Source organism: Streptomyces sp. NPDC057963, assembly GCF_042887155.1.
Classification (GTDB): Bacteria; Actinomycetota; Actinomycetes; order Streptomycetales; family Streptomycetaceae; genus Streptomyces.
The window spans coordinates 384,738-406,915 of the sequence record NZ_JBHVPX010000003.1; the positions used below are offsets into that span (position 1 = coordinate 384,738).

At 70.1% G+C, this 22,178-nt stretch carries 21 protein-coding genes; 9 read left to right on the forward strand and 12 right to left on the reverse strand.

The window, feature by feature from the left end; all coding sequences use genetic code 11:
- Positions 1 to 2 precede the first annotated feature (2 nt).
- A complete protein-coding gene (gene kdpF / locus ACFVT1_RS08735; protein WP_362206544.1) occupies positions 3 to 92 on the reverse strand; it encodes a K(+)-transporting ATPase subunit F in 90 nt (29 codons plus the stop codon).
- A gap of 249 nt (positions 93 to 341) precedes the next feature.
- Entirely contained in the window at positions 342 to 2,861 is a 2,520-nt protein-coding gene (locus ACFVT1_RS08740) for a DUF4118 domain-containing protein (RefSeq protein ID WP_389793657.1), read from the reverse strand.
- 205 nt (positions 2,862 to 3,066) lie between these two features.
- On the opposite strand from ACFVT1_RS08740, the gene ACFVT1_RS08745 reads away from it, so the two are divergent.
- The 6 genes from ACFVT1_RS08745 to ACFVT1_RS08770 all read left to right on the forward strand — a co-directional run bounded on the left by ACFVT1_RS08745 (position 3,067) and on the right by ACFVT1_RS08770 (position 6,959).
- Entirely contained in the window at positions 3,067 to 3,204 is a 138-nt protein-coding gene (locus ACFVT1_RS08745) for a hypothetical protein (protein WP_389793659.1), read from the forward strand.
- A 233-nt stretch (positions 3,205 to 3,437) separates the two neighbouring features.
- The gene (locus tag ACFVT1_RS08750) at positions 3,438 to 4,022 is read left to right on the forward strand and encodes a TerD family protein (RefSeq protein WP_389793660.1); all 585 of its coding nucleotides are present in this window, start codon (positions 3,438 to 3,440) and stop codon (positions 4,020 to 4,022) included.
- A gap of 339 nt (positions 4,023 to 4,361) precedes the next feature.
- Positions 4,362 to 4,505, forward strand: a complete 144-nt coding sequence (locus tag ACFVT1_RS08755; protein WP_389793661.1) for a hypothetical protein — start codon at positions 4,362 to 4,364, stop codon at positions 4,503 to 4,505.
- Positions 4,506 to 4,866: 361 nt separating this feature from the next.
- The gene (locus tag ACFVT1_RS08760) at positions 4,867 to 5,349 is read left to right on the forward strand and encodes a MarR family winged helix-turn-helix transcriptional regulator (RefSeq protein ID WP_389793662.1); all 483 of its coding nucleotides are present in this window, start codon (positions 4,867 to 4,869) and stop codon (positions 5,347 to 5,349) included.
- Between the two features lie 125 nt (positions 5,350 to 5,474).
- Positions 5,475 to 6,713, forward strand: coding sequence for a cytochrome P450 (locus ACFVT1_RS08765; protein ID WP_389793663.1), 1,239 nt, complete (start codon positions 5,475 to 5,477; stop codon positions 6,711 to 6,713).
- 36 nt (positions 6,714 to 6,749) lie between these two features.
- A complete protein-coding gene (locus ACFVT1_RS08770) occupies positions 6,750 to 6,959 on the forward strand; it encodes a ferredoxin (protein ID WP_389793664.1) in 210 nt (69 codons plus the stop codon).
- Positions 6,960 to 7,209: 250 nt separating this feature from the next.
- Here the strand turns inward: ACFVT1_RS08770 and ACFVT1_RS08775 are convergent, their stop codons facing one another.
- A complete protein-coding gene (locus ACFVT1_RS08775) occupies positions 7,210 to 8,019 on the reverse strand; it encodes a hypothetical protein (RefSeq protein WP_389793665.1) in 810 nt (269 codons plus the stop codon).
- A gap of 221 nt (positions 8,020 to 8,240) precedes the next feature.
- Between ACFVT1_RS08775 and ACFVT1_RS08780 the strand changes: the two genes are divergently transcribed.
- Positions 8,241 to 9,257, forward strand: coding sequence for a LysR family transcriptional regulator (locus tag ACFVT1_RS08780; RefSeq protein ID WP_389793666.1), 1,017 nt, complete (start codon positions 8,241 to 8,243; stop codon positions 9,255 to 9,257).
- A 396-nt stretch (positions 9,258 to 9,653) separates the two neighbouring features.
- Here ACFVT1_RS08780 and ACFVT1_RS08785 read toward each other — a convergent pair whose 3' ends face one another.
- Entirely contained in the window at positions 9,654 to 10,298 is a 645-nt protein-coding gene (locus ACFVT1_RS08785) for a dihydrofolate reductase family protein (RefSeq protein WP_389794070.1), read from the reverse strand.
- Positions 10,299 to 10,355: 57 nt separating this feature from the next.
- Between ACFVT1_RS08785 and ACFVT1_RS08790 the strand changes: the two genes are divergently transcribed.
- Positions 10,356 to 10,895: a winged helix-turn-helix transcriptional regulator gene (locus tag ACFVT1_RS08790; RefSeq protein WP_389793667.1), complete on the forward strand. Its 540-nt coding sequence runs from the start codon at positions 10,356 to 10,358 to the stop codon at positions 10,893 to 10,895.
- A 56-nt stretch (positions 10,896 to 10,951) separates the two neighbouring features.
- Here the strand turns inward: ACFVT1_RS08790 and ACFVT1_RS08795 are convergent, their stop codons facing one another.
- The 5 genes from ACFVT1_RS08795 to ACFVT1_RS08815 form a co-directional block, all read right to left on the reverse strand.
- The gene (locus ACFVT1_RS08795; protein WP_389793668.1) at positions 10,952 to 11,653 is read right to left on the reverse strand and encodes a L,D-transpeptidase family protein; all 702 of its coding nucleotides are present in this window, start codon (positions 11,651 to 11,653) and stop codon (positions 10,952 to 10,954) included.
- An 85-nt stretch (positions 11,654 to 11,738) separates the two neighbouring features.
- Positions 11,739 to 13,559, reverse strand: coding sequence for a choice-of-anchor A family protein (locus tag ACFVT1_RS08800; protein WP_389793669.1), 1,821 nt, complete (start codon positions 13,557 to 13,559; stop codon positions 11,739 to 11,741).
- A 691-nt stretch (positions 13,560 to 14,250) separates the two neighbouring features.
- A complete protein-coding gene (locus tag ACFVT1_RS08805; protein ID WP_389793670.1) occupies positions 14,251 to 14,466 on the reverse strand; it encodes a hypothetical protein in 216 nt (71 codons plus the stop codon).
- Between the two features lie 220 nt (positions 14,467 to 14,686).
- Complete coding sequence (locus ACFVT1_RS08810; RefSeq protein WP_389793671.1) at positions 14,687 to 14,884, reverse strand: hypothetical protein; 198 nt, start codon at positions 14,882 to 14,884, stop codon at positions 14,687 to 14,689.
- A 337-nt stretch (positions 14,885 to 15,221) separates the two neighbouring features.
- Entirely contained in the window at positions 15,222 to 16,250 is a 1,029-nt protein-coding gene (locus ACFVT1_RS08815; RefSeq protein ID WP_389793672.1) for an SMI1/KNR4 family protein, read from the reverse strand.
- A 634-nt stretch (positions 16,251 to 16,884) separates the two neighbouring features.
- On the opposite strand from ACFVT1_RS08815, the gene ACFVT1_RS08820 reads away from it, so the two are divergent.
- Complete coding sequence (locus ACFVT1_RS08820) at positions 16,885 to 17,619, forward strand: MgtC/SapB family protein (RefSeq protein WP_389793673.1); 735 nt, start codon at positions 16,885 to 16,887, stop codon at positions 17,617 to 17,619.
- Between the two features lie 366 nt (positions 17,620 to 17,985).
- On the opposite strand, the gene ACFVT1_RS08825 is transcribed toward ACFVT1_RS08820, so the two are convergent.
- Genes ACFVT1_RS08825 through ACFVT1_RS08835 form a run of 3 tightly spaced genes read right to left on the reverse strand, consistent with a single transcriptional unit; the run spans position 17,986 to position 22,012 of the window.
- A complete protein-coding gene (locus tag ACFVT1_RS08825) occupies positions 17,986 to 20,121 on the reverse strand; it encodes an iron ABC transporter permease (protein ID WP_389793674.1) in 2,136 nt (711 codons plus the stop codon).
- Complete coding sequence (locus ACFVT1_RS08830; RefSeq protein WP_389793675.1) at positions 20,118 to 21,092, reverse strand: ABC transporter substrate-binding protein; 975 nt, start codon at positions 21,090 to 21,092, stop codon at positions 20,118 to 20,120. Before ACFVT1_RS08830 ends, ACFVT1_RS08825 begins: the two co-directional genes overlap by 4 nt.
- Before the next feature lie 8 nt (positions 21,093 to 21,100).
- A complete protein-coding gene (locus tag ACFVT1_RS08835; RefSeq protein WP_389793676.1) occupies positions 21,101 to 22,012 on the reverse strand; it encodes an ABC transporter ATP-binding protein in 912 nt (303 codons plus the stop codon).
- Positions 22,013 to 22,178 lie beyond the last annotated feature (166 nt).

The window sequence follows — 22,178 nt, forward strand, 5'->3', positions numbered from 1 at the left end:
CCCTAGAACTTCTCGGGAAAGATCAGGCAGATGACCAGATAGATCACGAGGCACGCGGCAACGATCAAGCCGACGAGGTTCTCCACGCTCACAGGCGTCCGACCCCCTTGGCGGCCAGGCCGATCAGGGCGAACACCGCCACCGTGAGGCCGATGTACACAACGTCCGACATGTGCGAGGCACCCCGCAGAGTCATGAGGGCGGGGCTGTTCGGCCCTCCCGGCTGGAATGTGGAATCGATCCCGCATGCGAGGCCGATTCATTTCTGACGCTATATCAGTTGAGCTCGCGCGTGCCCTGCCGCCCTGTGAGCCGATGGGATGACGATGCGGTGCGCGCACTCACTCGGCGCCGCCGGATGTTCCGCTGCCGCCGGACGCGGAACCCGGAAGGGTGAGCATCACCGAGAAGGCGGACCCCTCGGCGGTCGTCTCCAGGGTCCCGTCCATGGCCTCGGTCAAGTCACGCGACAGCCGCAGAGCCAGGCTGCCCGCTCTGGTACCCGGAGGCCGGGAGGCCCCGGGGCCCGCTTCCGGCCCCGGGTCGGACACGCCGTCCTCCACCAGAATCGTCACGCGGCCGGCCCGGACCTCGGCGGTGAAGGCGGGGGGCCGTTCCGGCGGGCTGTGCCGCAACGCGTCGGCCCCCAGGGCGGTCAGGGCCCTGGTGAGAAGAGCGGCGTCGGCGATCACGTCGGGCAGCCGCTCCGGCATGCGCAGAACGATCGAGTGACCGCCGGGCCCGAGGTCGTCCAGAGCAGCGCCCAGCACCTCGTTGAGGTCGACCGGGCGGAGGTACAGAGCGAGCGCCCCGGCGTGCAGACGGCTCACGTCGTCGAGATCGGTGACCAGCTGCGCCGCACGGCGCACCGCCGCGCGGGCGGTGTCCAGCAGCTGCGCCTCCTGCGGGCCGGACACCGCGGCACCTCGACGCCGCAAGCGCACGAGCGCCGCTTCGGCGGTGTGCAACGGGGCACGCAGATCGCGGCCTGCCGCGAGAAGCAGGGATGCCCGGGTGCGTTCGGCGTCGGCGAAGGCGTCCGCGGCGCCGGAACACCCCGCGACCCGCTCCCGGGCGTGGGCCAGTCCCAGTTGGGCGGCGCATGCGGCGAGGACACGTCGGTCCTCCGTGCTCAGCCCCGAGCCGCGAGCGGCCAGGACGAGGTTGTCGTCGACGGGGCTCTCCACATCTGCCTCGTAGGGCTTTTCCGGCGGCCGCTCCCCGGCACTGGCGACCACGTACCAGCGGGGTACGGGCGATGCCTCCGGATCCCTTTCGAGCAGGCTGACCGCACGGAGGCCGAAGTTCTCCCGGATCTGCTCCGCCAGTGCCGTCAGATCCTGGCCACGCATCATGGCGGCGGCCAGACGGCTCAACGTCCTCGCCTCCGACGTCGCGCGTACCGCCTGGTGCGTACGCCGCGCAGCCGTGCCCGCTGCCGTGCCGACGAGAACGGCCGTGGCGACGAAGACCACGAGTGCGGTGATCTCGTCGGAGCGCTCCATGGCCAGCGTGTGCACCGGTGCGGTGAAGTAGTAGTCGGCAAGCAGTGCTCCGGCGACGGCGGCGAACAGCGCGGGGCAGACCCCGCCGACCAGAGCGACCACGACGACCGCGAGCAGATAGATCACGAGGTCGCTGGAGAGGCCGAGGCTGCCACGCAGCGCGGTCAGCAGAAGCGTCAGTACGGGCAGCAGCAGCACGGCGCCGGCCAGCGCGGACCAGTACCGTCTCGGGCCCGTGCCGCGGCTCGGACGCGGAAGCCTCAGCGCAGCCGGCCCTGCCGCCTCCTCGTGGGTGACGATGTGCACGTCGATCGGGCCGGACCCCCTGATCGCCCGCTCTCCCACACCCGCTCTCAGCAGGGAGGCGAGACGGCCGTGCCGGCTCGCGCCCAGCACGATCTGGGTGACGTTCTCCGCCTCGGCGAACTGGAACAGGGCATCGACGACGTCCTCGCCGGTGGTCTGGTGGTAGCTGCCGCCGAGCGACTCCAGAAGGGTGCGCTGGGCTTCCAGTACCGTCGGGTCGAAGCCGGGGAGTCCGTCCTCCGGGACCACGTGGAGGGCCAGCAACTCGGTGCCGGGGGTACGGGTGCTGATCCGCGCGGCACGACGGATGAGGGTCTCGCCCTCCGGCCCGCCGCTCAGGGACACCAGGATGCGCTCCCGGGTTTCCCAGGGAGCGACGATGCCGTGTTCCGCGCGGTAGCGCTGCAGCCCCTCCTCCACCCGGTCGGCGAGCCACAGCAGGGCGATCTCGCGCAGGGCGGTGAGGTTGCCGACCCGGAAGTAGTGGGTGAGGGCGGACTCGATGCGATCCGGCGGATAGATGTCGCCGTGGACCATGCGGCGGCGGAGCACCTCCGGTGGCAGGTCGACCAGTTCGATCTGGTCCGCCCGGCGGGCCACCTCGTCGGGCAGGGTCTCCCGCTGTACGACCCCCGTGATCTGCCGTACCACGTCGTTGAGGGATTCCAGGTGCTGGACGTTGAGCGTGGTGACGACGTCGATGCCGGCGGCCAGGAGCTCCTCCACGTCCTGCCACCGCTTGGAGTTGCGGGCCCCCGGAACGTTGGAGTGGGCCAGCTCGTCGACCAGGGCGACCTGGGGACGGCGGGCCAGCACCGCGTCGAGATCCATCTCGGTGAAGAGCGCGCCGCGGTGGCTCAGCGTACGGCGGGCCATCGTCTCCAGCCCCTCGGCCATGGCCGCGGTGGGCCGACGCCCGTGCGGCTCGACGAAGCCGACGACCACCTCCGCGCCCCGTGAACGCAGCCGCTGCCCCTCGGCGAGCATGGCGTACGTCTTCCCGACCCCGGGGGCGGCCCCGAGGTAGATCCGCAACCGTCCACGTGCCACCGGCGGACTCCTGCCCAGGTCACCCCCATGACGTGCTCGCGCCCTTCCATGGTGCGCCCCTCGTAACCGTTCCACCCGACGACACCGGTCCGGAGCCCTCACGAGCACCCCGGCGCCCCGCCGCCCGGCCCGGTCGGGCGAAAGCACGGTGCGCCCGACCCGTCGAAGGACGGCGCCGCATGTACTCGGATACGGTCCGGCCGGCATGCCGTCGGCGGCAACGGTCATGTCCGACTGCACCTGGCTGAGCGCACCGGGCTTCAGCCGGCTCCGGGAGGCGACGGTGGACGCCGGACTGGCGTATGCCGAGCGGGTGGTGGCCCGCATTCTCGACGCGCCGTGACCGGGAGATCGCCACGACCCGAGTCACGGGTACGGGCGTCCGAGTCCGCAGTCGCTACTCGTGGCTCCGGGGCTCTTCGGCTCTTGGGCTCTTGGGGTGCAATCATGGTGCCGGCCGTGATCACTGGAAGAAAAGGGACGAATCCACAACCGGCGGACCAGGCGTGCAGGACTTCGAAGGCCCCAGGCACACTCTGTGTGTCGCATTCCCGTCGTCAAAAGGATGATTCACGCATGATTACGCTCAAGAAGGAAGACGGCCCGGCTGATCTGGACGGAGTGACCCATCTGTCCATCGGAGTGTCCTGGGATCCGACTGCCGGCAGCAGCGGCGGGGTGATGGGAATGCTCCGCCGCAAGTCCGGTACCGACCTCGACCTGATCGCCATCGCGATGCAGGGCGGAGACCCGGTGCGCCTGGCGGGACTCGATTCCCTCGATCCCATGGGGAACAGCTCCTTGGTTCACAGCGGTGACAACCAGACCGGGCGCGGGGACGGCGACGACGAGACGGTGACGGTCGAGTTCGCGCGGATACCGCCCAACATCACGTCGATAGTGTTCGTCGCCGCCGCTTACAAGAAGGGCAGTTCCTTCCAGAAGGCGCGCAACATCAGCTTCAAGGTGTACGACGCGACCGGGGGCAGCTCCCAGCAGGTCGCCGACATCTGGCCGAGCCTGCTCTCGCAGGACAACGGCTGTGCCGTGGCCAAGGCCGTACGCGTCAGCGACAGTTGGAAGCTCGAAGTGATCAATACGACGGGGAAGATCAAGCAGGGCAATGAGCATGCCCTGATGCGCTTCGCCGTCAGCAAGTAGCACGCAATGACCGGCCCGGCCCCATCCGCGTCTGCTCGGTGGACCGCCGGGCGGTCTCGCGTTCTCCGGGGCCGACCAACTGCGCCTCGTAGGCATCCGCGACGGCTTGGACTCGGACACGGGGTCCGAGTTGGCAGCCGTCGGACTTCCCGGACGTGCCCGCGTACCACCACCCCGCTCCGCCCCCGGCGATGTGGCGCCCTTCCGGTGAACCCGGTGTCGTCGGTGATCAGCACACCGCCGGGGCCAAGCCGTTCACCGACCCGCGCAATGGCCGTTTCACCATGAGGCCGCGGAGAGGGCGCGGACGACGACCATGACTGCCTGATGCTCAAGTGGGTGATCAGTGCGATCGTGCTCGGCGAGACGGCGTCTGATCTCCGAGCGAAGCTGGTGGAGTTGACGCGCCAGAAGTCGGGCTCTGCTGATGCACCGGCCGGGGTCATTCAGCACAGCGCCTTGGGGCTGCGCTCGGATCCCTGACTGATCGTGCAGTGGCGTGACTTGCCGAAACCGTTCGGTCCTGGAAGACGGTCCATGAAGGGCACCGGCTGTGGTCGGCCGACGAAACCTGGGAACGGTTGCTTCAGGAAGTTCAAGCCCGTGCTGGACAGGATCCGCGTTCCGAGGCCCGGACCCGGCAGGCTGCGCAAGAAGCCGACGGCCTCACGACCGACAAGGCGCACAGCAACCGGCCGTGCTCGCCGGGAGCACAGCCGACTGCCCCGCCGCCGTCCGGCACCGGGTGGCACCTTGAATCCAACCGGAACTCCAAATAGCCCTAAAACCATCTATAGCACTTTTTATATAGACGATCTATATAAAAAGTGCTATGTGTGGAGGTATGGATGAGACGCTCGAAGAGGGCCCCACGAAGGTGGCGGCGGCGCTGCACGAGCTGGTCACCGGGATGGTCAGGCTCCTCCTGCTGAACCGGCAGGGCATGAGTCTGACCACCGCCGCGGTGCTGGACAGACTGGAGCGGGAGAGTCCGATCCGGTTGACCGTGCTGGCTGCGGCGGAGGGAGTGACCCAGCCGTCGATGACCGTGCTGGTGCAGCGGCTGGAAGCCCAGGGCGTGGCATCGCGAGTGGCCGATCCGGGAGACGGGCGGGTCCGCCTCGTCGCCATCACGGATACCGGTCGCGAGCTGCTGGCCCAGCGCCGCCGGGCGGGAGATGCCCAGGTGGCCGGCCTGCTGGCCGCGCTGCCCGAGCAGGACGTGCAGGCACTGGGAGAAGCCATGCGCACGGTCACGCCCATCGTCCGGCGCATGCTCGGGACAGCCCCGCGGCTCGGCGCCAAGGCCGGCGGACCGGCTTCCTGACCTTCCGGGCGGCGCTCTTCGGCACCTCCTCCTGCAGGCCGGACCCAGCCCGGTCCGACGCGTGCGCCGGGCCCCCGGTCCTGGCGCCTGCCCCCATATCGAACATCCGGAGAGGGCGGAGAACCATGAGCATCATCTCGGCACCCGGCACTGATGCACCGTCGGCGGAGGTACCGGACTACCCCATGGTCCGGGCGGCCGGCTGCCCGTTCGACCCGCCGCCGGCCCTGCGCACCCTGCAGACCCAGGCTCCGATCGGCCGGATACGGCTTTGGGACGGCAGCACCCCGTGGCTGGTCACTCGCTACGAGGACATGCGGGCGCTGCTGGCCGATTCTCGGATCAGCTCGGACAGCACCCACCCGCACTACCCCCATCAGTCCCCGGCCTCTTTCGAGCGCCGGAGACAGTCGCGGAGCTTCATCGTGATGGACGATCCGGAGCACGCTCGACTGCGCCGGATGGTCACCGCAGCCTTTTCCATCAAGCGCGTGGAGGCGCTGCGGCCGATGATCCAGAAGATCGTCGACGGGCTGATCGACGCGATGCTCGCCGGACCGAAGCCGGTGGACCTGGTCCAGGCGTTCGCGTTGCCGGTGCCGTCATTGGTGATCTGCGAGCTGCTCGGCGTCCCGTATGCCGACCACGACTTCTTCCAGTCCAACAGCAGGATGCTGATCAAGCGCACGGCCACGCCGGAGCAGACGCGGGCGGCCGTCCAGCGGCTCACCGACTACCTGGACGGGGTGATCGGAGGCAAGCTCGCCCACCCGGCCGCCGACCTGCTCTCCACGCTGGCCGCGCGGGTCGAATCCGGTGAGCTCTCCCGTCGCGAAGCGGCCAACATGGGTGTGCTGCTGCTGATCGCCGGGCACGAGACGACGGCGAACATGATCGCGCTGGGCACATTGACCCTGTTGCACCACCCGGACCAGTTGGCTCGGCTGCGCGAGAGCGACGATCCGAAGCTGATCGCCTCGGCCGTCGAGGAACTCCTGCGCTATCTGAACATCGTGCACAGCGGACGGCGCCGGGTGGCCCTGGAGGACATCGAGATCGGCGGCGTGACCATCCGCGCCGGCGAAGGCGTCGTCGTGGCCAACGACATCGGCAACCGGGATCCTGATGCCTTCCCCGACCCCGACCGGCTCGACATCGGCCGCAACCCCCGCCACCACGTGGCCTTCGGCTTCGGCGTCCACCAGTGCCTGGGCCAGCCGCTGGCCCGGGTCGAGCTGCAAGTCGTCTACAGCACCCTGTTCCGCCGCATCCCGACCCTGCGGCCGGCGGCGGACCTCGACGAGATCCCGTTCAAGCACGACGGGCTCGTCTACGGCGTCTACGGACTGCCCATCACCTGGTGACCGCGGCCGAGTACCGTGCAGGAAAAGGAGGATCCGATGAAGGTGATCGTCGACAAGAACAAGTGTGTTGCCTCCGGCCAGTGCGTGCTGACCACGCCGGAGGTGTTCGACCAGGACGAGGAGGACGGCACCGTCGTCCTGCTCACCGAGAATCCGCCTGAGCACCTGGCCGGCGGCGTCCGGCAGGCCGCCGCTCTCTGCCCGGCCCGGGCGATCCGGGTACAGGAACAGGAGAAGAAGGAGTGAAACGGCAAGGGCCGCCACCAGCGCATGAGTGGACCGGAGCGCACCCCGGCGTCGGCATACCCGCGCACCGCCGGCCGCAGCGGGCGTGGGGGGCGGGAACGGCTCGCACCGTTCCCGCTGGTGAGCAGCCCATGACCACCGCCCTGCGGACGGCCGGACGCGCGATCTGATCGTCTGAGTACGTCCGGCGCGAGAACGACTCGGTACCTGCCCGCCAGGCGTCCGACGCGGCGGACCGAGGTCCCTGGCGCTACCGCCGCCGTATCTCTACCTCGGCGCGGATCGCCCGCATGATCGGGGCGACGTCGACGGCGGTGAAGCCGAGCTTGGTGCTGGTGCCGTCGGCCTTTGAGACGAGGGTGATGCCGGCGGCGGTGGTCGGGGTGAACCAGGAGCACGTGGAGACCGCTGTGGCGAGCAACTCGGTCTGGACCAGGACGGTGTTGCAGATGGCCCGGCCGCCGTGCTCGCCGGGCTTGGCATCGATGGCGCTGGTGGTGGTCCGGTCACCGGCGCCGTCGTTGTTGACCGCCGGGAGCTGGTCGAGGACGTCGTGCATACGGTCGGGGTCGAAGCCTCTGCCGGTGACCCCCGTGTAGAAGATCCACGCACCGTCCGCCCGGTCGTCGTAATAGGCGTGTACCGGTGCGCCGGACACGCCGAGACGCGCGGCGTTCTGCCGGGTATCGGCGTTGAACCTCCGCACCATGTCCGCCGGTGGCCGGCCCTGCGGGTAGCCGGCCGCGACCTGCGGGGCGGTGAGCGCCCACGAGGTGCCGCCGTTGCCGTCAGAGGTTCCTCCACCGGACGCGCTCCCGGCTGCGGCTGGGTCGGTGGCACCGCCCTTGGCGATGGTGCCGCCGACGCCAGTCGCCGCGGGGTCGGTTGCACCGCTCTGAGCGGCGGGACGGACGGGTCCGTTGGCCGCGCCGGTGGAAGGGCCGCAGGCCGACACCAGGGGCAGCCCCAGCAGGGTGCAGACCACGGCCAGCGCGGCAGTGGACCGGCCGGAACGCAGAGCGGAAGACGCTCGGACACGCTTGGAAACGAAACTGGCCACGTGCTGCCTCCTTGTGAACGGGACATGACTGGGCTTCGGGCATGCCTGTGCCAGGGTGGATGCCGGCTGATGCCCTCGGGATGTGGGGCAAGTTTCGCAGCTGCACGGCCGCGAGGCAGCCCCGTTGCACAGCAGTGCTTGCCCCCCTCGACAGCAGAGCTGGCGGTGCGCCGGTACAGTCCGTGGCACGGCTTCCCCCGACGCAGAGGAGCGCGGCGCGCATGGACCTGGACCCCAGGCGCTTGCTGGTCCTGAGCGCAATCGCGCAGAGCGGCGGCCTCGCTCCGGCGGCGCGCGCGCTCGGCCATACGCGTTCGGCGGTCTCACAGCAACTGGCCCGCCTGGAGAAGGAAGTGGGCCTGCCACTGGTCGACCGTTCGGGTGCACGACTGGAACTCACGGCGGCCGGACGGCTGCTCGCCGCCACCGGGGAGCGCATCGGCAAGGAACTCGGCCTAGCGGTAGAGCAGTTGGGATCCGTGAACCAACAGGTCATTCAGGGGCCGGTGGCGATCGGGGCGACGTCGTGGGTGCTTGCCCGGGTCGCGGTCCGGGCGCTGCGGTCGCTCGCCCTGTTGCACCCGAAGGTCGAGCCGAGGTTCGTGGAGGCCGGGTTGCCGGACGGCCTGCGGCAGCTGCGGCTGGGCGAGCTGGACGTCCTGGTCATCACCGACGACCGGGAGACCGCACTGCCACTGCCGCCCTCGGTGCAGGCGCAGGTACTGAGCGAGGACGACTACCGTGTGGTCGTCCCGGCCACCTGGGACGTTCCGACCGCCGCCGCCGAACTCTCCGGCCGTCCTTGGATCGGCGCCCCTGCGCACTCTGCTCGCGGTCGCGCCTTCGCCCGGTTCGCGAACGCCCACGAGGTCGTGCCGTCGGTCGAGCACCTGGCCGACCACTTGATGGCCGTCCAGGCACTGCTCGCCGGGCAGGTCGGTGCTGCGGTCCTGCCCGCGTATCTCGCGGCCCAGTTGGAGAACGTGACGGTGACGACGCTTCCCGTCACCGGCAGCCAGATCACGCGGACGCTCTTCCGTACCGGCCACGGCGGCAGCGCCGCGGCTGCCCGGGTGGTGGCCGAGGCGTTGAAGCAGGCGGCCCGTGACTACGCCGAGGCGGCAACCGTCGCCGGACGCACGAGGGGCGACATCGTCATCCGTCCGCTGCACGACCCATCCGAGGCCCCTCCGGCCTCACCCCCTCGTCGCACACCGGGCAGTTCGCGAAGCCGCTGACAGCGTCGGCTCCTCGGGGCGTCGCTCGGACTGCCCAGGAGCCCCCTTCACCGGTCGGCCAAGTCTCCGGCATCCGCAAGAGCGTCCTCATTCCCGTACCGCACCGCACGCGGAACGCACGAGTACCCTCTGATCGGTACCGGTGGGGCGGGCACGGCGACACCACACCCGCCCCACCGGACTCAAACGAAGAGCAACCCGCACCTGCGACCGCCATGCCCGCGTACGCGGGCCGCAACTCCGCGGCGTGCCGCGACTGCGCCACGAGAGGCGCCCTCCGCCGACTGATCCGTCGCCCCGTCGGCGCGTAGGACCCAAGTGCCGTGATTCCGCCACCCGTAGGGCCCTGAACCCGCGTCACATCGAAGGGTGCGGGACACCTCGGCGCGCCCCCGGTCACCGTCGCCAGAAGAAGTGATGCACCACCCCACTCGGGCTCGGGATCTGCTCCAGATGAAAACGGTCGACAAGGGTGTCGGGACTGGTCCACAACCTCTCGCCGTGACCGATCTCGACCGGGGCGACGGCGAAATGCATCGTGTCGATGAGATCGGCGTCGAGAAACTCCCGGACCGTGGCAACACCGCCGCCGATTCGCACGTCCTTGCCTTCCGCGGCGTCGAAGGCCCGCGCCAGCGCGTCCTTCGGGGACGCGTCGAGGAAGTGGAACGTGGTGTCCCCCAGAGTGATCGAGGGCCGCTCATGATGAGTGAGGACGAACACCGGTGTGTGGAAGGGGGGTTCTTCCCCCCACCACCCTTGCCAGTCGTAGTTCTCCCATGGCCCCCGCTGCGGACCGAATTTGTTGCGCCCCATGATCTCGGCGCCGATGTTGTTGGTGAAGTCGCGAGTGCAGTAGTCGTCGAGACCGTAGGTGCCGCCCGGTTCGGTCCGGGTGGCGCAGTGAGCGGTGGCACCCGACCAGGAGAAGAGCGGACCCGGATCGGCGTCGCCGAACGGGCGCTCAAGGCTTTGCCCCTCCCCGGAACCGTAGCCGTCACTGGATAAGTTGAAGTTCTGAACGCGTACCAACTGAGCCACTGAAATCCCTTCCGGTTGCAATATGCAACCGGTTAACAACCTACCTAGACTGATCTCATGACGCAACCAGTTCCTCACGAGAAGCTCCCGGTACCCCCGGGCAAGTCCGGCTGCCCGATCAATATGACGGTCGAGCTCCTCGGGGACCGGTGGAGCCTGATCGTCCTGCGCGACATCATGTTCGGCGGCAGCACCCACTTCCGCGAGCTGCTCACCGCGTCCATCGAGGGCATCGCGTCGAACATCCTGGCCGCCCGCCTCGCGAAACTCGTCGCCGCGGGCCTGCTCACCCGCGACGACGACCCGAGCCACCGTCAGAAGGTCGAATACCATCTCACCGAGGCGGCGATCCAGCTCCTCCCGGTGATGGCCCAGCTGGGCGCGTGGGGTGCCTACTGGTTGGACACGGCGCCGGAGCTGACGGTGCGAGCCGAACTGCTGGCCGCCGGAGGTCCTCCGCTGTGGGAGCGGTTCATGGCCGAACTCCGCGCCACGCACCTGGCCGGAGCGTCGGCACCCGCAGATGGAGTGCTTGCGGAACTGACCGCCGCGTATCACGAAGCTGTCGCCGAGCGTGGACACGAAACAGCTGGATAGTCCGCGTGCCGCCCCATCCGCAGACCGGTGCCCCTGGCGGTCCTTGAAGACCGGCCTCAGATGGCCGTGCCGGGCTTCGTCCCCCACACGTAGACGGCGTCGTCGATGCCGAGGAGGTTCCACAGGGAGGCCGCGTCGTGGACGGTGAGGTTGACGCAGCCGGCGGAGCCGCCGCCGTCGAAGAGGTTGCCCGGGTGCCCGTGCAGGGCCTGCCCTCCGTCGAAGAACTGCGCGTACGGCATGGGGGCGTTGTCGTACAGGGTGGAGACATGGTCCTTGTCGCGCCAATAGACGGCGTGCCAGCCGGGCCGGGTCTCCTGTGCGTCGCGGCCCGTGCGGATCGGCACCGGGCGGAAGTCGATCCGCTCGCCGGTCTGCACCCACAGCAGTTGCCGGTCCATGTCGACGCAGGTGACCCGGTAGGTACGGACCGGGCAGTGTCCGGCTGCGTTGGGGTCCGCGGCAGCCTTCACCGCAAGCATGAAGCGGTAGGTGGCCAGGTCCGCGTACCCGTCGGTACGAGGTACCGCGTGCTTCGCCTGGAAGGCGCGGACGGCCTCACAGTCCGCCTCCGACTGGATCCCGTCCACGGGTCGGCCGAGGTACTGCTCCATCGGCCGCTGGTAGGGGCCGGTCGACGCGGTGCAGCCGGCGCCGGCCGGGGCAGCAATGGCGTCCGGGGCGACGATCACCGTGGACACGAGGGCTGCTGCCGCCGAAGCGGCGGCCACGACACCGGATATGAGGGCAGGGCGCACGGCGTGAACCTCCTGGCGCGCGGGGGACGATCCCTGCCAGTGAATCAGCTCACCGGTCCCGGAGCGGGGCGGGGTGTACGCCGAATCACTTGTTCTTGCAGTCCTTGCCCTTGCACGGCTCGCCGCGCTTGTTGGAGAGCTTGACGATCACTCCGGTGGAGCTGTTGCGCTCGGTCACCGCGTAGGGCCCGGAGACCGGGTTCTCGGGCAGGACATAGCCCTCGGGCACGGCCGTCTCACGCAGGTAGTACTCGCCGAGCGGCAGGTGGTCGAAGGTGCACAGCCCGGCACCGTCGGTGGCGCAGCCCGGGCCGACCCGGGTGTCGGGGGTCGCGCCGGTGGTCTGCAGTCCGGCGAAGCCGTTGGTCTCACGCCAGGTCTCGAACACGGCTCCCGCCAAGGGGCGGCCGTTCTTCCGGTCGGTCTTGGTCAGGTGGATCGAGCCGGTCGTGGGCGGTACGGGGGTGCGGGTGTCGCGGGCCACGGCCTCGACTCCGTGGTCCGCGTTGTCGTCGGTGAGGGTCAGCGGACCGAACACGGCGGGGTCGGGCAGGTCGTAGCCGGCGGGGGCCGAGGTCTCGCGCCAGTAGTAGGTGCCCGTCGTGGTGGTGACGGCGCAGCGCCCGTCGGCGGCGGTGGTGCAAGTGGTCACGCGGGTGTCGGGGCTCGTTCCGGTGGTCTGCAGTCCCGGCGTTCCGTTGGTCTCGCGCCACAGTTCGAACCTGGCGCCCGGGAGTGCGTCTCCGGTCTCGGCGTCGGTCTTGAGGACCCGCACCTCGCCGGTGACCGGGGTCGTCCCCGAGCAGTCGGGCAGGTCGCCGTTGAAGGGGTAGGCGTGGAACTCCTGGCCGCCGCCGCCCGTCGCGGAGCTGGTGTGGGTCAGGGAACCGGTGGTGAAGAAGCGGCCGTTGATGCCGGGCAGGGTCACGGTCGTCATGGACGACTGGTCACCCATCAGGAAGCTGCCCTGCATCTGTCCGGTGCCGTTCAGGTGGACGGAGGTCGCGTCCGGGATGTTCCACAGCAGTCGCTCGCGGTAGGAGTTCAGCGGGTCGGTGCTGTCGTCGATGCCGCCGCTGTAGGTGTTGATGGTGCGATTGCCGCCCAGGATGTTGACCAGGATCGTGGCGCCGTCGGGGATGTCCTGGAAGACGATTCCCTGCTGGCGGCCGCCCGGCGCGGTCAGGTCGAAGTCCACGTTGAAGACCTGGAGCGAGGACGTTCCGTCGCCGCGGAACACGGTCTGCGTGCCCTGGTTGACCGCTGTGCCCGTGGCGTGCCGGGGCCGGCCGTCGACCCGGGCATAGCATCGGCTGGCCGTGGTCAGCCGGTTCCGCAGGCCCGTGTAGGGCTGAGCGGCGTCGGGGTCGTGGACGAGTCGTCCGGTCACCGTGCCGGACTCGGTCCCCGCGTACCGTACGACGCCCTGTTCGCCGATCAGCCCGCCGGTGGTGTCGAGGCGCTGGCCACTCGCGATCGTCACGTTCCTGCCGGTGGTCAGGAAGTCCGCCCCGTTCGGCGGCGGCACGCGCGAGCCCACGCCGACGATTCCGAGGTTGTACAGGCCGCTGGCCGCCGCGTCCTTGTTCTGGTCGAAGCTGTCGAGCACGACCACGCGGCCCTCGGCCTCCGCCGCCCGGCCGCGCACCAGGAAGTCGTTCCCGACGAAGATGTTGATGGCGTTGTCGCGGCCGGCGATCGGCCCGTTGTTGATTCCGGGGAACGGGTTCGGGCAGGAGCCGGGAACACATGGTCCGAGGCCGCCCGGAAGCGGGGCCGCGTAGGCGGGAACCGCTCCGAGGCCAAGGGTGAGGGCGGGCACGGTCGCCGCCGCTACGGCCAAGGCCGTTCCGGTGGCGCCGACACGGGCACGCAGCGCGCCGAAGTGCTGGGAGATGGGTCTCATGAGGGGAATGGTCGATGGCTCCCCCGTACAAACCGACCGCATGACACGTACTGGTGATCGGATCTCGCGACCTATCTCATGCGAACGGAGTATGCCGGTGGATCCCGGGCCGATCGGACGGGTGCCATGCGTACCGGGCTTCGCCGGCCGACGCTGCCATGCCCCACGGCAAGCGTCGTGCGACCGTCGACCGGTGCGGTTGAGCAGGGCCGATGGCCGGGCGCCCTCTCGGCGTGCCAGCTTCCAGGTGTCGGACCTGGACCCCGGACAATCCACGTCATCAGCAGCCACCAGGAACTATCAGGAGTGATCGGGAGTGATCGGGAGCCATCCAGGATCGCCGTGGATTCATCGGGGAGCAGATGTTGCTCGAAAGAACGTGGAAGAACCCGTCGTCGGTCGCTTTCTCGTTGTGATCGAGCCTATGGCTGAGGCATCGCGCTGTCCTCGCGCTGTCCTCGCACTGCGTGATGGTCGCCGTGTCGAACCGGAGGCAGAGAACGCGTTGGGGCCGTCCACCGTCCGAGGTGCACACCGCCGCTCCGCACCGCCGTTTCCGTCTCTCCGCAGGCGGGCCGGGAGTCCGGCCCGCGCAAGTCGGGTGGCGCCCCCGCACAGTCCCTGCGACTCTCCCGGCTACGCTCGCACGGGAGCGCCCCGCGGCGCGTGGCTGCGGGGCGCCTTGTGAGGTTTAGTCGACCTCCTGGCCGTCGTATTTACCGCCCATACAGGGGTTGCCCGGCAAGTCGATCCGGGGCTCTCCGCCGCCCTGCCTGCACTCAGAAGGGCTGACGACGGATGGGGCACCCTTTGCTGTGGCGGCGGTGGCGGTGGCGGCGCCTGTGAGGCCGAGTCCGGCGAGGGCTGCCGTGGCGATGACGGCGGCGAGGATTCGTCGAATGTGCATTTGGTTCCCCTTTCACGGATTGCCTCGGTGGGGCACTAGCCAGCTTGAGCTCCGCCCATGTGGGTGGCACATCATGTTGCGCCATTCAGGTGGCATGGCTGTCGGGAGCGGGGCCGCTGCCCCGGCCCGCCCAAGGCCTTCGCGGCCGACTGGGAAGGCGGGACGGACGGCGGAGCGATGGCAGCTCCGGGGGTGGGGACGGTCTGCATGACGCGACCCGTCAGACACGCTCTAGTCCCTGACAGCCGTGCCGGGCCAGAGACACCGCGTTGATCCCGGTGCCGCAACCGATTTCGAGGACCTGGCCCGGCATCGGCGCGCCGGGCCTCTTTACCGGGGCCACGAGCTCGGGCGGCGTGATGCCGCTTTCCCACGGCGGCTCGCCGTCCCGGTAGAAGTCTTCCAGCGCGCGGCGCACAGCCGCCTCTTGGCCGAGCTCCGCAGCCGTCCGAGTCTCACTCGTCGCTCCCCCAAGAAACTGGAGTCTGCCTCCAGTGACTGGCTCTGGGATCCGCGGCCGGCTGCGGCCACGGCCTGACCGGTCGCGAACGGTTCGTCCTCACCCTGGTCGCGTCCGGACTCGTCAACGCGAAGAGTGCCGAGAACTCGGCATCGCCGTCGGCACCCTGAGGTCCCATGGGAACGCGCTGCTGCGCAAGCTCTGGCTGCGCGACCGGCCCCCGCACCATGACCGCCATGTCGGACATGGCCGGGGCGCAGCGCATACGACTGAGTTCCGAGCCGACTGCGTGCGGCTACCGCTCACCGGCCGCGGCGGCGAGCTCCTTGAGCAGCACGGCGGCGGCGGTCTCGGTCATCCGGTACCCCTCGGCCGTCTCGACGATGTCGCCCGCAGCGACACGGGAGGTCCACCAGTCTTCCAGGAAGCCGCGGGCGTATCCGCCGGTGTGGAAGCCGAACGGGTCGGACACCAGGCAGAAGACAATCATGAGCTCGTAGTCCGGCTGGGCATAGGAGCGCTCCTTCGAATGCGGCGCCCTGATGTACCCCTCGAAGGAATCGACCTGGTTGCCACTCGTGAACAGCCAGAACAGGTAGTCGTACATCAGCGTCGAGCGTGCGTCGGCGTGCAGGGCGAAGAACCCCTTCTCCCGCACGACGGCCTCAGCCAGCCCCCTCATCGACCCGTCCGCGTCGGGCAGGAGGTCCGCGACTTCACGGAAGGCCCGCAGCAGGATGGGCGAGAAGCTGCCCTCGCGGACCGTGGCGAGAGCAGCCAGCCGGTCCTCCTCCGACGTGTCGTAGACGGAATCGTCGACCAGACCCTCGATGAACGCCTCGAAGTTCTCCGCGACCGGGGTGATCGCGAAGTCGGCCTCCTGATCGACATGCACCACCGAAGGCTCACCGCCCTTGCCGCACGCGCGGTAGTCGAGGGCCAGCATGTCGTGGCCTGCCGAGGGCGTGTCAGCGAAGTAGACGCCGATGTCGGGGTATTCCCACATGTCGATCCAGAACCGGCTGCCGAATTCGCCGCCGAGCGAGTGCGGCTTCGTCCGACCGATGCCCAGGATTCCGGTGATGGCGATGTGGTCCTCGGCCCAGGACGTCGGCTCATCCATGGGGAAGCAGTCCCGGGCCGGGATGCCGCCGTTGTGTGCGCGCATCAGGGCGACGTAGGAGCCGGGCAGACGGTATCCGCCGAGTTCCTCCTCCAGCGAGGCGATCAGTTCCTGCGAGGGCGGGGCCTCGACATAGCTCTCCAGCGCGTACGACGAATCCTCCCAGAACCCGGTGCCGTCGAAGCCCTCGAAGTGCCCCACCACGTCCTCCTTCGAACATTCGCCGGCAATCCTACGAGGCACCGTGTCGTCGCTGCGGTCCGACCCCCTCCGGCGGCGCGGCAGCCCGGCGGGGGCGGGGACGCGCAGAGGGGTTCCCGTACACGCCGTCGTCTCTCCCTTTCTCCTCTCCGGCGTCCGCGTACGGCTCTGCGGAAAATCCCCGGGGCGGCGAAACACCAGTCGGCCGGCGCCTGGCAGCTGTTGGTCGCCACTCCTCTGCCGCGGGCGGCGGAGGCGGAGGCGGAGGCGGTCCAGCGCATCGGAGAGTTCCCATGGACGCAGGCCCGGCCCGGTCCGACGCGCGCCAGGCCGTGAACACCGGCTCCCGACAGAAGCCTCGTCAAAGTGACTGCATGGGCGATCGGTTGGGGGGATCTGCGGACTGACGAGGCTTCCGACCGCACCCGCGGAGAAACCATCACGGCGGTGGGGGCCGACGCCGGCTGGCTATGGTGGTGGGTCTGTGCTGTGGCTCGTTGTGCCTCCACGGGGCGCGTCGTCCCGCGCCGCGAGGTGGGCGGATGCTGTTCGCGACCTCGCGGCGCGGGCACCCGCCTTCGGAGAAGGTACTGGGTCGGCCGCAGCGTGCACGCCACGGCAGGAGGTTTTCGGTATGACGTCGGCTGTGTGGGCGAATGAGCCCAGCGGGCAGGGGTGGACGCAGGTCATCGAGTTCGTCGTGGCACTGATGCTGTCGGGAATGATCGGGGTGGAGCGGCAGATCCGGCAGAAGGCGGCCGGGTTGCGGACGTACACCACGGTCGGCGCGGGTGCGGCGCTGTTCACGCTGGTGAGCAAGTACGGGTTCGTCGATGTGCTGCATGCGGGCTCGGTCGTGCTGGATCCCTCGCGGATGGCGGCACAGATCGTGTCGGGACTGGGCTTCATCGGCGCCGGTGTGATCTTCGTGAACCGCGGTTCGGTTCAGGGACTGACCACGGCGGCCACCATCTGGCTCACCGCCGCGGTGGGCTCGGCTGCCGCCGCCGGGCTCCCGCTGCTGGCGGTGCTGGCCGTCGCGGGGTACTTCGGCGTCTCGTACGGGGTACGGCCTCTGCTGGACCGCCTGCCCGCGCTGCGAAGCATGACGACGGGGTACCGCATCGTCTATCTGCAGGGCACGGGACTGCTGCGGGAGCTGCTGGACCAGTGCACGCAGGCCGGCTTCTCCGTGCGCGAACTGCGCACCATCACCGGGCCGGCCCCGCAGGGGGACGAGGAGGCCGGACGGACGGTGGAGATCGCTCTGGCGGTGGAAGGGCACGGCGACGCCGACGCGCTCACCGCGCGACTGGCCGCGGTTTCCGGGGTACTGGCGTGCAGCCGCAATGGTCCGCGCGAGGAGTGAACGCCTGCCCGGGGCCGGTACGCGGCTCCTGTGTCCCGCCACCGGTCATGCCCGCGCGCGCCGTTCGCACTGCCGGGTGCGGAAGGTCGTCATGTCCCGTCGGACGGCGGTACAAAGGCCGGTCGCGTCGATCAGGGGCCACCGCCCCGCTCGTTCCCCGGCGCCCGCACCAAGCACCTTCACCACACGCCCCGGCGGGACTTGGCCGGCGTCCCGCAGCGGCAGCCCCTCATGGTACGGAGCACCACTCGCCGGGCGCCGCGCCCGCGCCCGCCTCGCCGGCCGGTCGAGCCTCGCCGCACCGGAGCGCCGCGATGCCCTTGCGGCCGGGCGTCTCCGTTGCGGCACGAGCCTCGGGGCTCCGCGCTATCCGTCGGCCCTGGACCGCCACAGCAGCCAGCCGAAGTAGGGGGCACCGATCACCGCGGTGACGACCCCGACGGGAATCTGAGCGGGCGCGATGACCGTCCGGCCGAGCGTGTCGGCGACCACCACCAGCAGGGAGCCCATCAGCGCGGCCACCGGGAGCACCCGGGCATGGCGCCGGCCCACCAGAGCGCGCGCCGCATGCGGTGCCACGAGTCCGACGAAGCCGATGACGCCGACCGCCGCGACCGCCGCCGCGGTGAGCAGGACGGCGACGCCGAGCAGCACCAGACGCGTGGTGCCGAGGCGGATCCCGAGCAGTCTCGGTGTGTCGCCGTCCAGGCCGACGAGGTCGAGGTCGCGGCGCATCACGGCGAGGACCGGCAGGGACACGGCGAGAGCGGCGAGTACCGGGAGGACCTCGGGGAACGTGCGTCCGTAGGTCGAACCGGAGAGCCACACGAGGGCTTTCGTCCCGTTGTGCGGATCGGTCAGCACGATCAGCAGGCTGACCAGCGCCGCCGCACCGGCGGAGACACCGATACCGATCAGCACCAGCCGGTTCTGCTCCAGTCCCTGCCGGGCCGCGAGCCCGAAGACCAGCGCGGCGGCGGCCGCGGCTCCGGCGAGCGCGGATCCGCCGATCAGCCAGAAGCTCGCGAGCGGGACGACCGTCAGCGTGATGACGGCGCCGACCCCCGCTCCCCCGACCACTCCGAGGATGCCCGGTTCGGCGAGCGGGTTGCGCGAGACCGCCTGCACCACCGCGCCCGCCGTCGCGAGCGCGGCACCGGCGAGCAGCGCTGCGGCGATCCGCGGCATCCGGGTGTCGAGCACGAAGGTGACGAGTTGCCCCGACCGTCCCGTGAGCCAGTTCCCCACGTCGCCGAGCAACAGGCGGGCATCGCCGAGGAGGGTCGCCGCGACCACCGCGGCGACGAGAGCGACGGTCACCACCGAGAGGGTGAGGACGAAGGCACGGCGGCTGCGCAGCCGGGCGAAGGCCGCCTCGGGGCTGCCGGAGCTCGCGTCCCGGGACCGGTGGGCCAGGACGACGAGCACCACGGCGCCGAAGAAGCTCGTCACGATGCCGGTCGGTACGGCCGCGCCGGCCTGGGCCCCGAAGAGGGCGCGCAGGAGGACGTCGGCGCCGAGCACGACGAGTACGCCTGCCAGCGCCGAGGCGGGGATGAACACCCGGTGGCGCAGCAGTGCGGGTGTGCAGGCACCGACCAGCCGGACGATCGCGGGCGCGCAGAGCCCGACGAAGCCGATGGGTCCGGCGATGGTGACGGAGACGGCGGAGAGGACCACGGCGAGGACGACGGCGACGGCCCGCGTGATGCGGGGGCCGACCCCGACCACCGCGGCTTCGTCGTCACCGAGTCCGAGGATGTCGAGCCGCCTGCCGAGCGCCACCAGCCCGGTCAGCGCCAGGAGTGCGACCGGGGCGAGCGGGCCGATCGTCTGCATGCCGATCTGCGCGAGAGAGCCATTGCCCCACGCGTAGAGGCCGGTTGTCTGCTGGGCGCGCAGGAGGAGGAGCATCTGGCTCAGGCCGCTGAGCCCGAGGGTGAGGGCCGAGCCCGCCAGGACGAGCCGGGTGGGGCCCGCCCCGGCACGGGCGAGGCCCAGCACGGTACCGGCGGCGAGCAGGCCGCCGACCAGGGCCGTGCCGCCGGCCGGGAGTGCGGGCAGGGTGATGCCGAACGCGGCGACGGCGACGACCGCGAGGTAGGCGCCGGCGTTCACGGCGAGCGTGTCGGGCGAGGCCAGGACGTTGCGTGCCACCGATTGCAGTACGGCTCCGGCCGCGCCCAGTGTGCAGCCGACGACCAGCCCGGCGGCGAGCCGCGGCAGCCGCGAGGCCACGAGGACGGCGTCCGCCGAGCCCGAACCGTCGCCGTCGGTCCACAGGGTGGTGAAGGCGCGCCAGAGGGCCTGCGGTCCGACGGCCGCCGTGCCCTGGCCGATGTGCACGACCGCGAGGGCGAGCAACGCGAGGAGCGCCCCGAGTGCGAGAAGGGCAAGAGAGCCGCGGCGGGCCGGCCGGCCGGCCCCGGCGGAGGGAGTTTCCTCTGCCGGGGTGCTCGACGGCGCGGCTGCGGCCTTCGTCGTGTGGATGCTCACGTTCACTTGGTCAGTGCGTCCACAAGTGCGTCGATGTACTGCGTCATCGATGCCGTGCCACCGAACATCCAGATGCCGTCCGGGAGTCGGTGGACGTTGTCCTTCTTGACGAAGGGCAGCGACTTCCACACCGCGTTGTCCTTGAGTCCGTCGGCGAACGGGTCCCCGTTGTCGGCGGTGTTGGTGATGTAGACGAACTGGGCGTCGCCGACCTTGGTGAGACCCTCCACGTCCGTCGCCGCCAGGCCGTAGCCCCTGTCGCCCTTCATGGTCCAGGGGCTGACCAGGCCGAGTTCGGTGTTGATGTCGGTGATCAGCGAGCCCTTCACGAAGGGGCGCACCGAGACCTGGCTTCCTTCCTTCCATCCGTCGGCGAAGGCGACCTCTTCGCCGTCGAGTCCGGCGGCGGCGAGTTCCTTCCTGCCGTCGGCGATCTTCTCGCGGAAGGCGGCGATCTCGGTCCTGGCCTTGTCCTCGGTTCCGGTGGCCTTGGCGATGAGGTTCACGTTGTCGGTCATCTGGTCGATCTGCCGACTGGCGTCCGCCGCCCGCGCCACGATGAGGGGGGCCACCTTGGAGAGCTGCTTGATGGCGGAGGCCGGCAGGTCGTCCGTCGCGACGATGAGGTCGGGCTTGAGGGCGGCGACCGTGTCGACGCTGGGCTCGCCGCGGGTGCCTATGTCCTTGACACCGCCGGTCAGCGGCACCGCGGTGTCGTAGGCCTTGTAGCCCTTCACGTCGGCGACGCCGACCGGGTCGACGCCCAGGGTCACGAGCGATTCGACGACGTTCCATTCGGTGCCCACCACGCGCTTGGCCGGCCCGTCGAGCGTCACCTTCTTGCCGCGTGCGTCGGTGACCGTCAGCGCGGAGGCCGAGGCGGAGTCCTTCTTGGGCGCCTCGGAGGTGCCGCAGCCGACAAGGGTGATCGCGGCGGTCCCGGCAATCACGGGCCATGCCCAGTGCTTGGTCGTCATGAGGTGTTTCAGGGCCTTTCGAGCCGAAGGTGGTGTCTTCCCACCGCGCGGGTGCGGGGGGTGCCCGTAGCGGGGTCGGGTTCGACCTCGATACGGATGCCGTAGGTATCGGTCAGCAGTTGAGGGTCGTACACCTGGGCCGGAGTCCCGGCGGCGGCGACGCGCCCCGAGGACAGCAGGACGACCTGGTCCGCCACCGCGGCGGCCTGGTCCAGGTCGTGCAGGACGACGCCGATGGTCACGCCGTGTGTGTCGGCGAGTTCCCGGACGAGGTCCAGGATCTCCACCTGGTAGCGCAGGTCGAGGTAGGTCGTCGGTTCGTCGAGGAGCAGCACTTCGGTGTCCTGTGCCAGGCAGCAGGCGAACCAGACGCGTTGGAGCTGGCCTCCGGAGAGGCTCTCGACGCCGCGGTCGGCGAGTTCGGCGACGTTCGTGACGGCCAGGGCGTGCTCGACGAACCGCGCACCATTCGGGTCGCTCCCTCTCAGCCGGCTGCGGTACGGGTGCCTCCCGAAGCCGACCACCTCGCGGACGCTGAGACCGGCCGGAGTCGTGCGGCTCTGCGCGAGCAGTGTGATGCGCCGGGCGAAATCCGTACGGGAGAGAGCGAGGGCGTCGATCGGGTCCTCGCCCTCGACGGCGACGGTCACCCTGCCGGCGCGGGCCCGGTGCAGGCGGGCGACGGCACGCAACAGGGTGGACTTTCCGCTGCCGTTCGGGCCGATGAGTGCGGTGACCCGCCCTCGCGGAAGACGGAGGTCCGCCCCGTGTACGACGTCGACGCCGTCGTAGGCGACCGTGATGCCCGTCGCGGCGAGGCCGGGCGGAACATCGGTGCCCTCGGCGGACGCGCCGGGGTCGTCGGCCACGGTGCGGGGAGGCCGTGGGGTGTCTTCTCGGTCGGGTGCAGTCACGATCACCCGAGCGAGGTTAGCCTAACCTAATTAATAGTCGAAAATCGGCCCCCTTCTCGGATGGGTTGGCTGGAAATAAACCTTGGTGATGTCGAGGGTCGCCCTTCCCGCAGGGGGTGTGATCAGCTCCTGATGGCCCGTAAGACGGAAACGCGCGCCCGAGACGGCCTCC

Excerpts from the sequence above, each read along its gene's own strand:
- ACFVT1_RS08820 (WP_389793673.1), top strand. The coding sequence starts at position 16,885 with ATGACGTCGGCTGTGTGGGCGAATGAGCCCAGCGGGCAGGGGTGGACG.
- ACFVT1_RS08750 (WP_389793660.1), top strand. The coding sequence starts at position 3,438 with ATGATTACGCTCAAGAAGGAAGACGGCCCGGCTGATCTGGACGGAGTG.
- ACFVT1_RS08805 (WP_389793670.1), bottom strand. The coding sequence starts at position 14,466 with ATGCACATTCGACGAATCCTCGCCGCCGTCATCGCCACGGCAGCCCTC.
- ACFVT1_RS08790 (WP_389793667.1), top strand. The coding sequence starts at position 10,356 with ATGACGCAACCAGTTCCTCACGAGAAGCTCCCGGTACCCCCGGGCAAG.
- ACFVT1_RS08830 (WP_389793675.1), bottom strand. The coding sequence starts at position 21,092 with ATGACGACCAAGCACTGGGCATGGCCCGTGATTGCCGGGACCGCCGCG.
- ACFVT1_RS08765 (WP_389793663.1), top strand. The coding sequence starts at position 5,475 with ATGAGCATCATCTCGGCACCCGGCACTGATGCACCGTCGGCGGAGGTA.
- ACFVT1_RS08760 (WP_389793662.1), top strand. The coding sequence starts at position 4,867 with ATGGATGAGACGCTCGAAGAGGGCCCCACGAAGGTGGCGGCGGCGCTG.
- ACFVT1_RS08780 (WP_389793666.1), top strand. The coding sequence starts at position 8,241 with ATGGACCTGGACCCCAGGCGCTTGCTGGTCCTGAGCGCAATCGCGCAG.
- ACFVT1_RS08800 (WP_389793669.1), bottom strand. The coding sequence starts at position 13,559 with ATGAGACCCATCTCCCAGCACTTCGGCGCGCTGCGTGCCCGTGTCGGC.
- ACFVT1_RS08770 (WP_389793664.1), top strand. The coding sequence starts at position 6,750 with ATGAAGGTGATCGTCGACAAGAACAAGTGTGTTGCCTCCGGCCAGTGC.
- ACFVT1_RS08745 (WP_389793659.1), top strand. The coding sequence starts at position 3,067 with ATGCCGTCGGCGGCAACGGTCATGTCCGACTGCACCTGGCTGAGCGCA.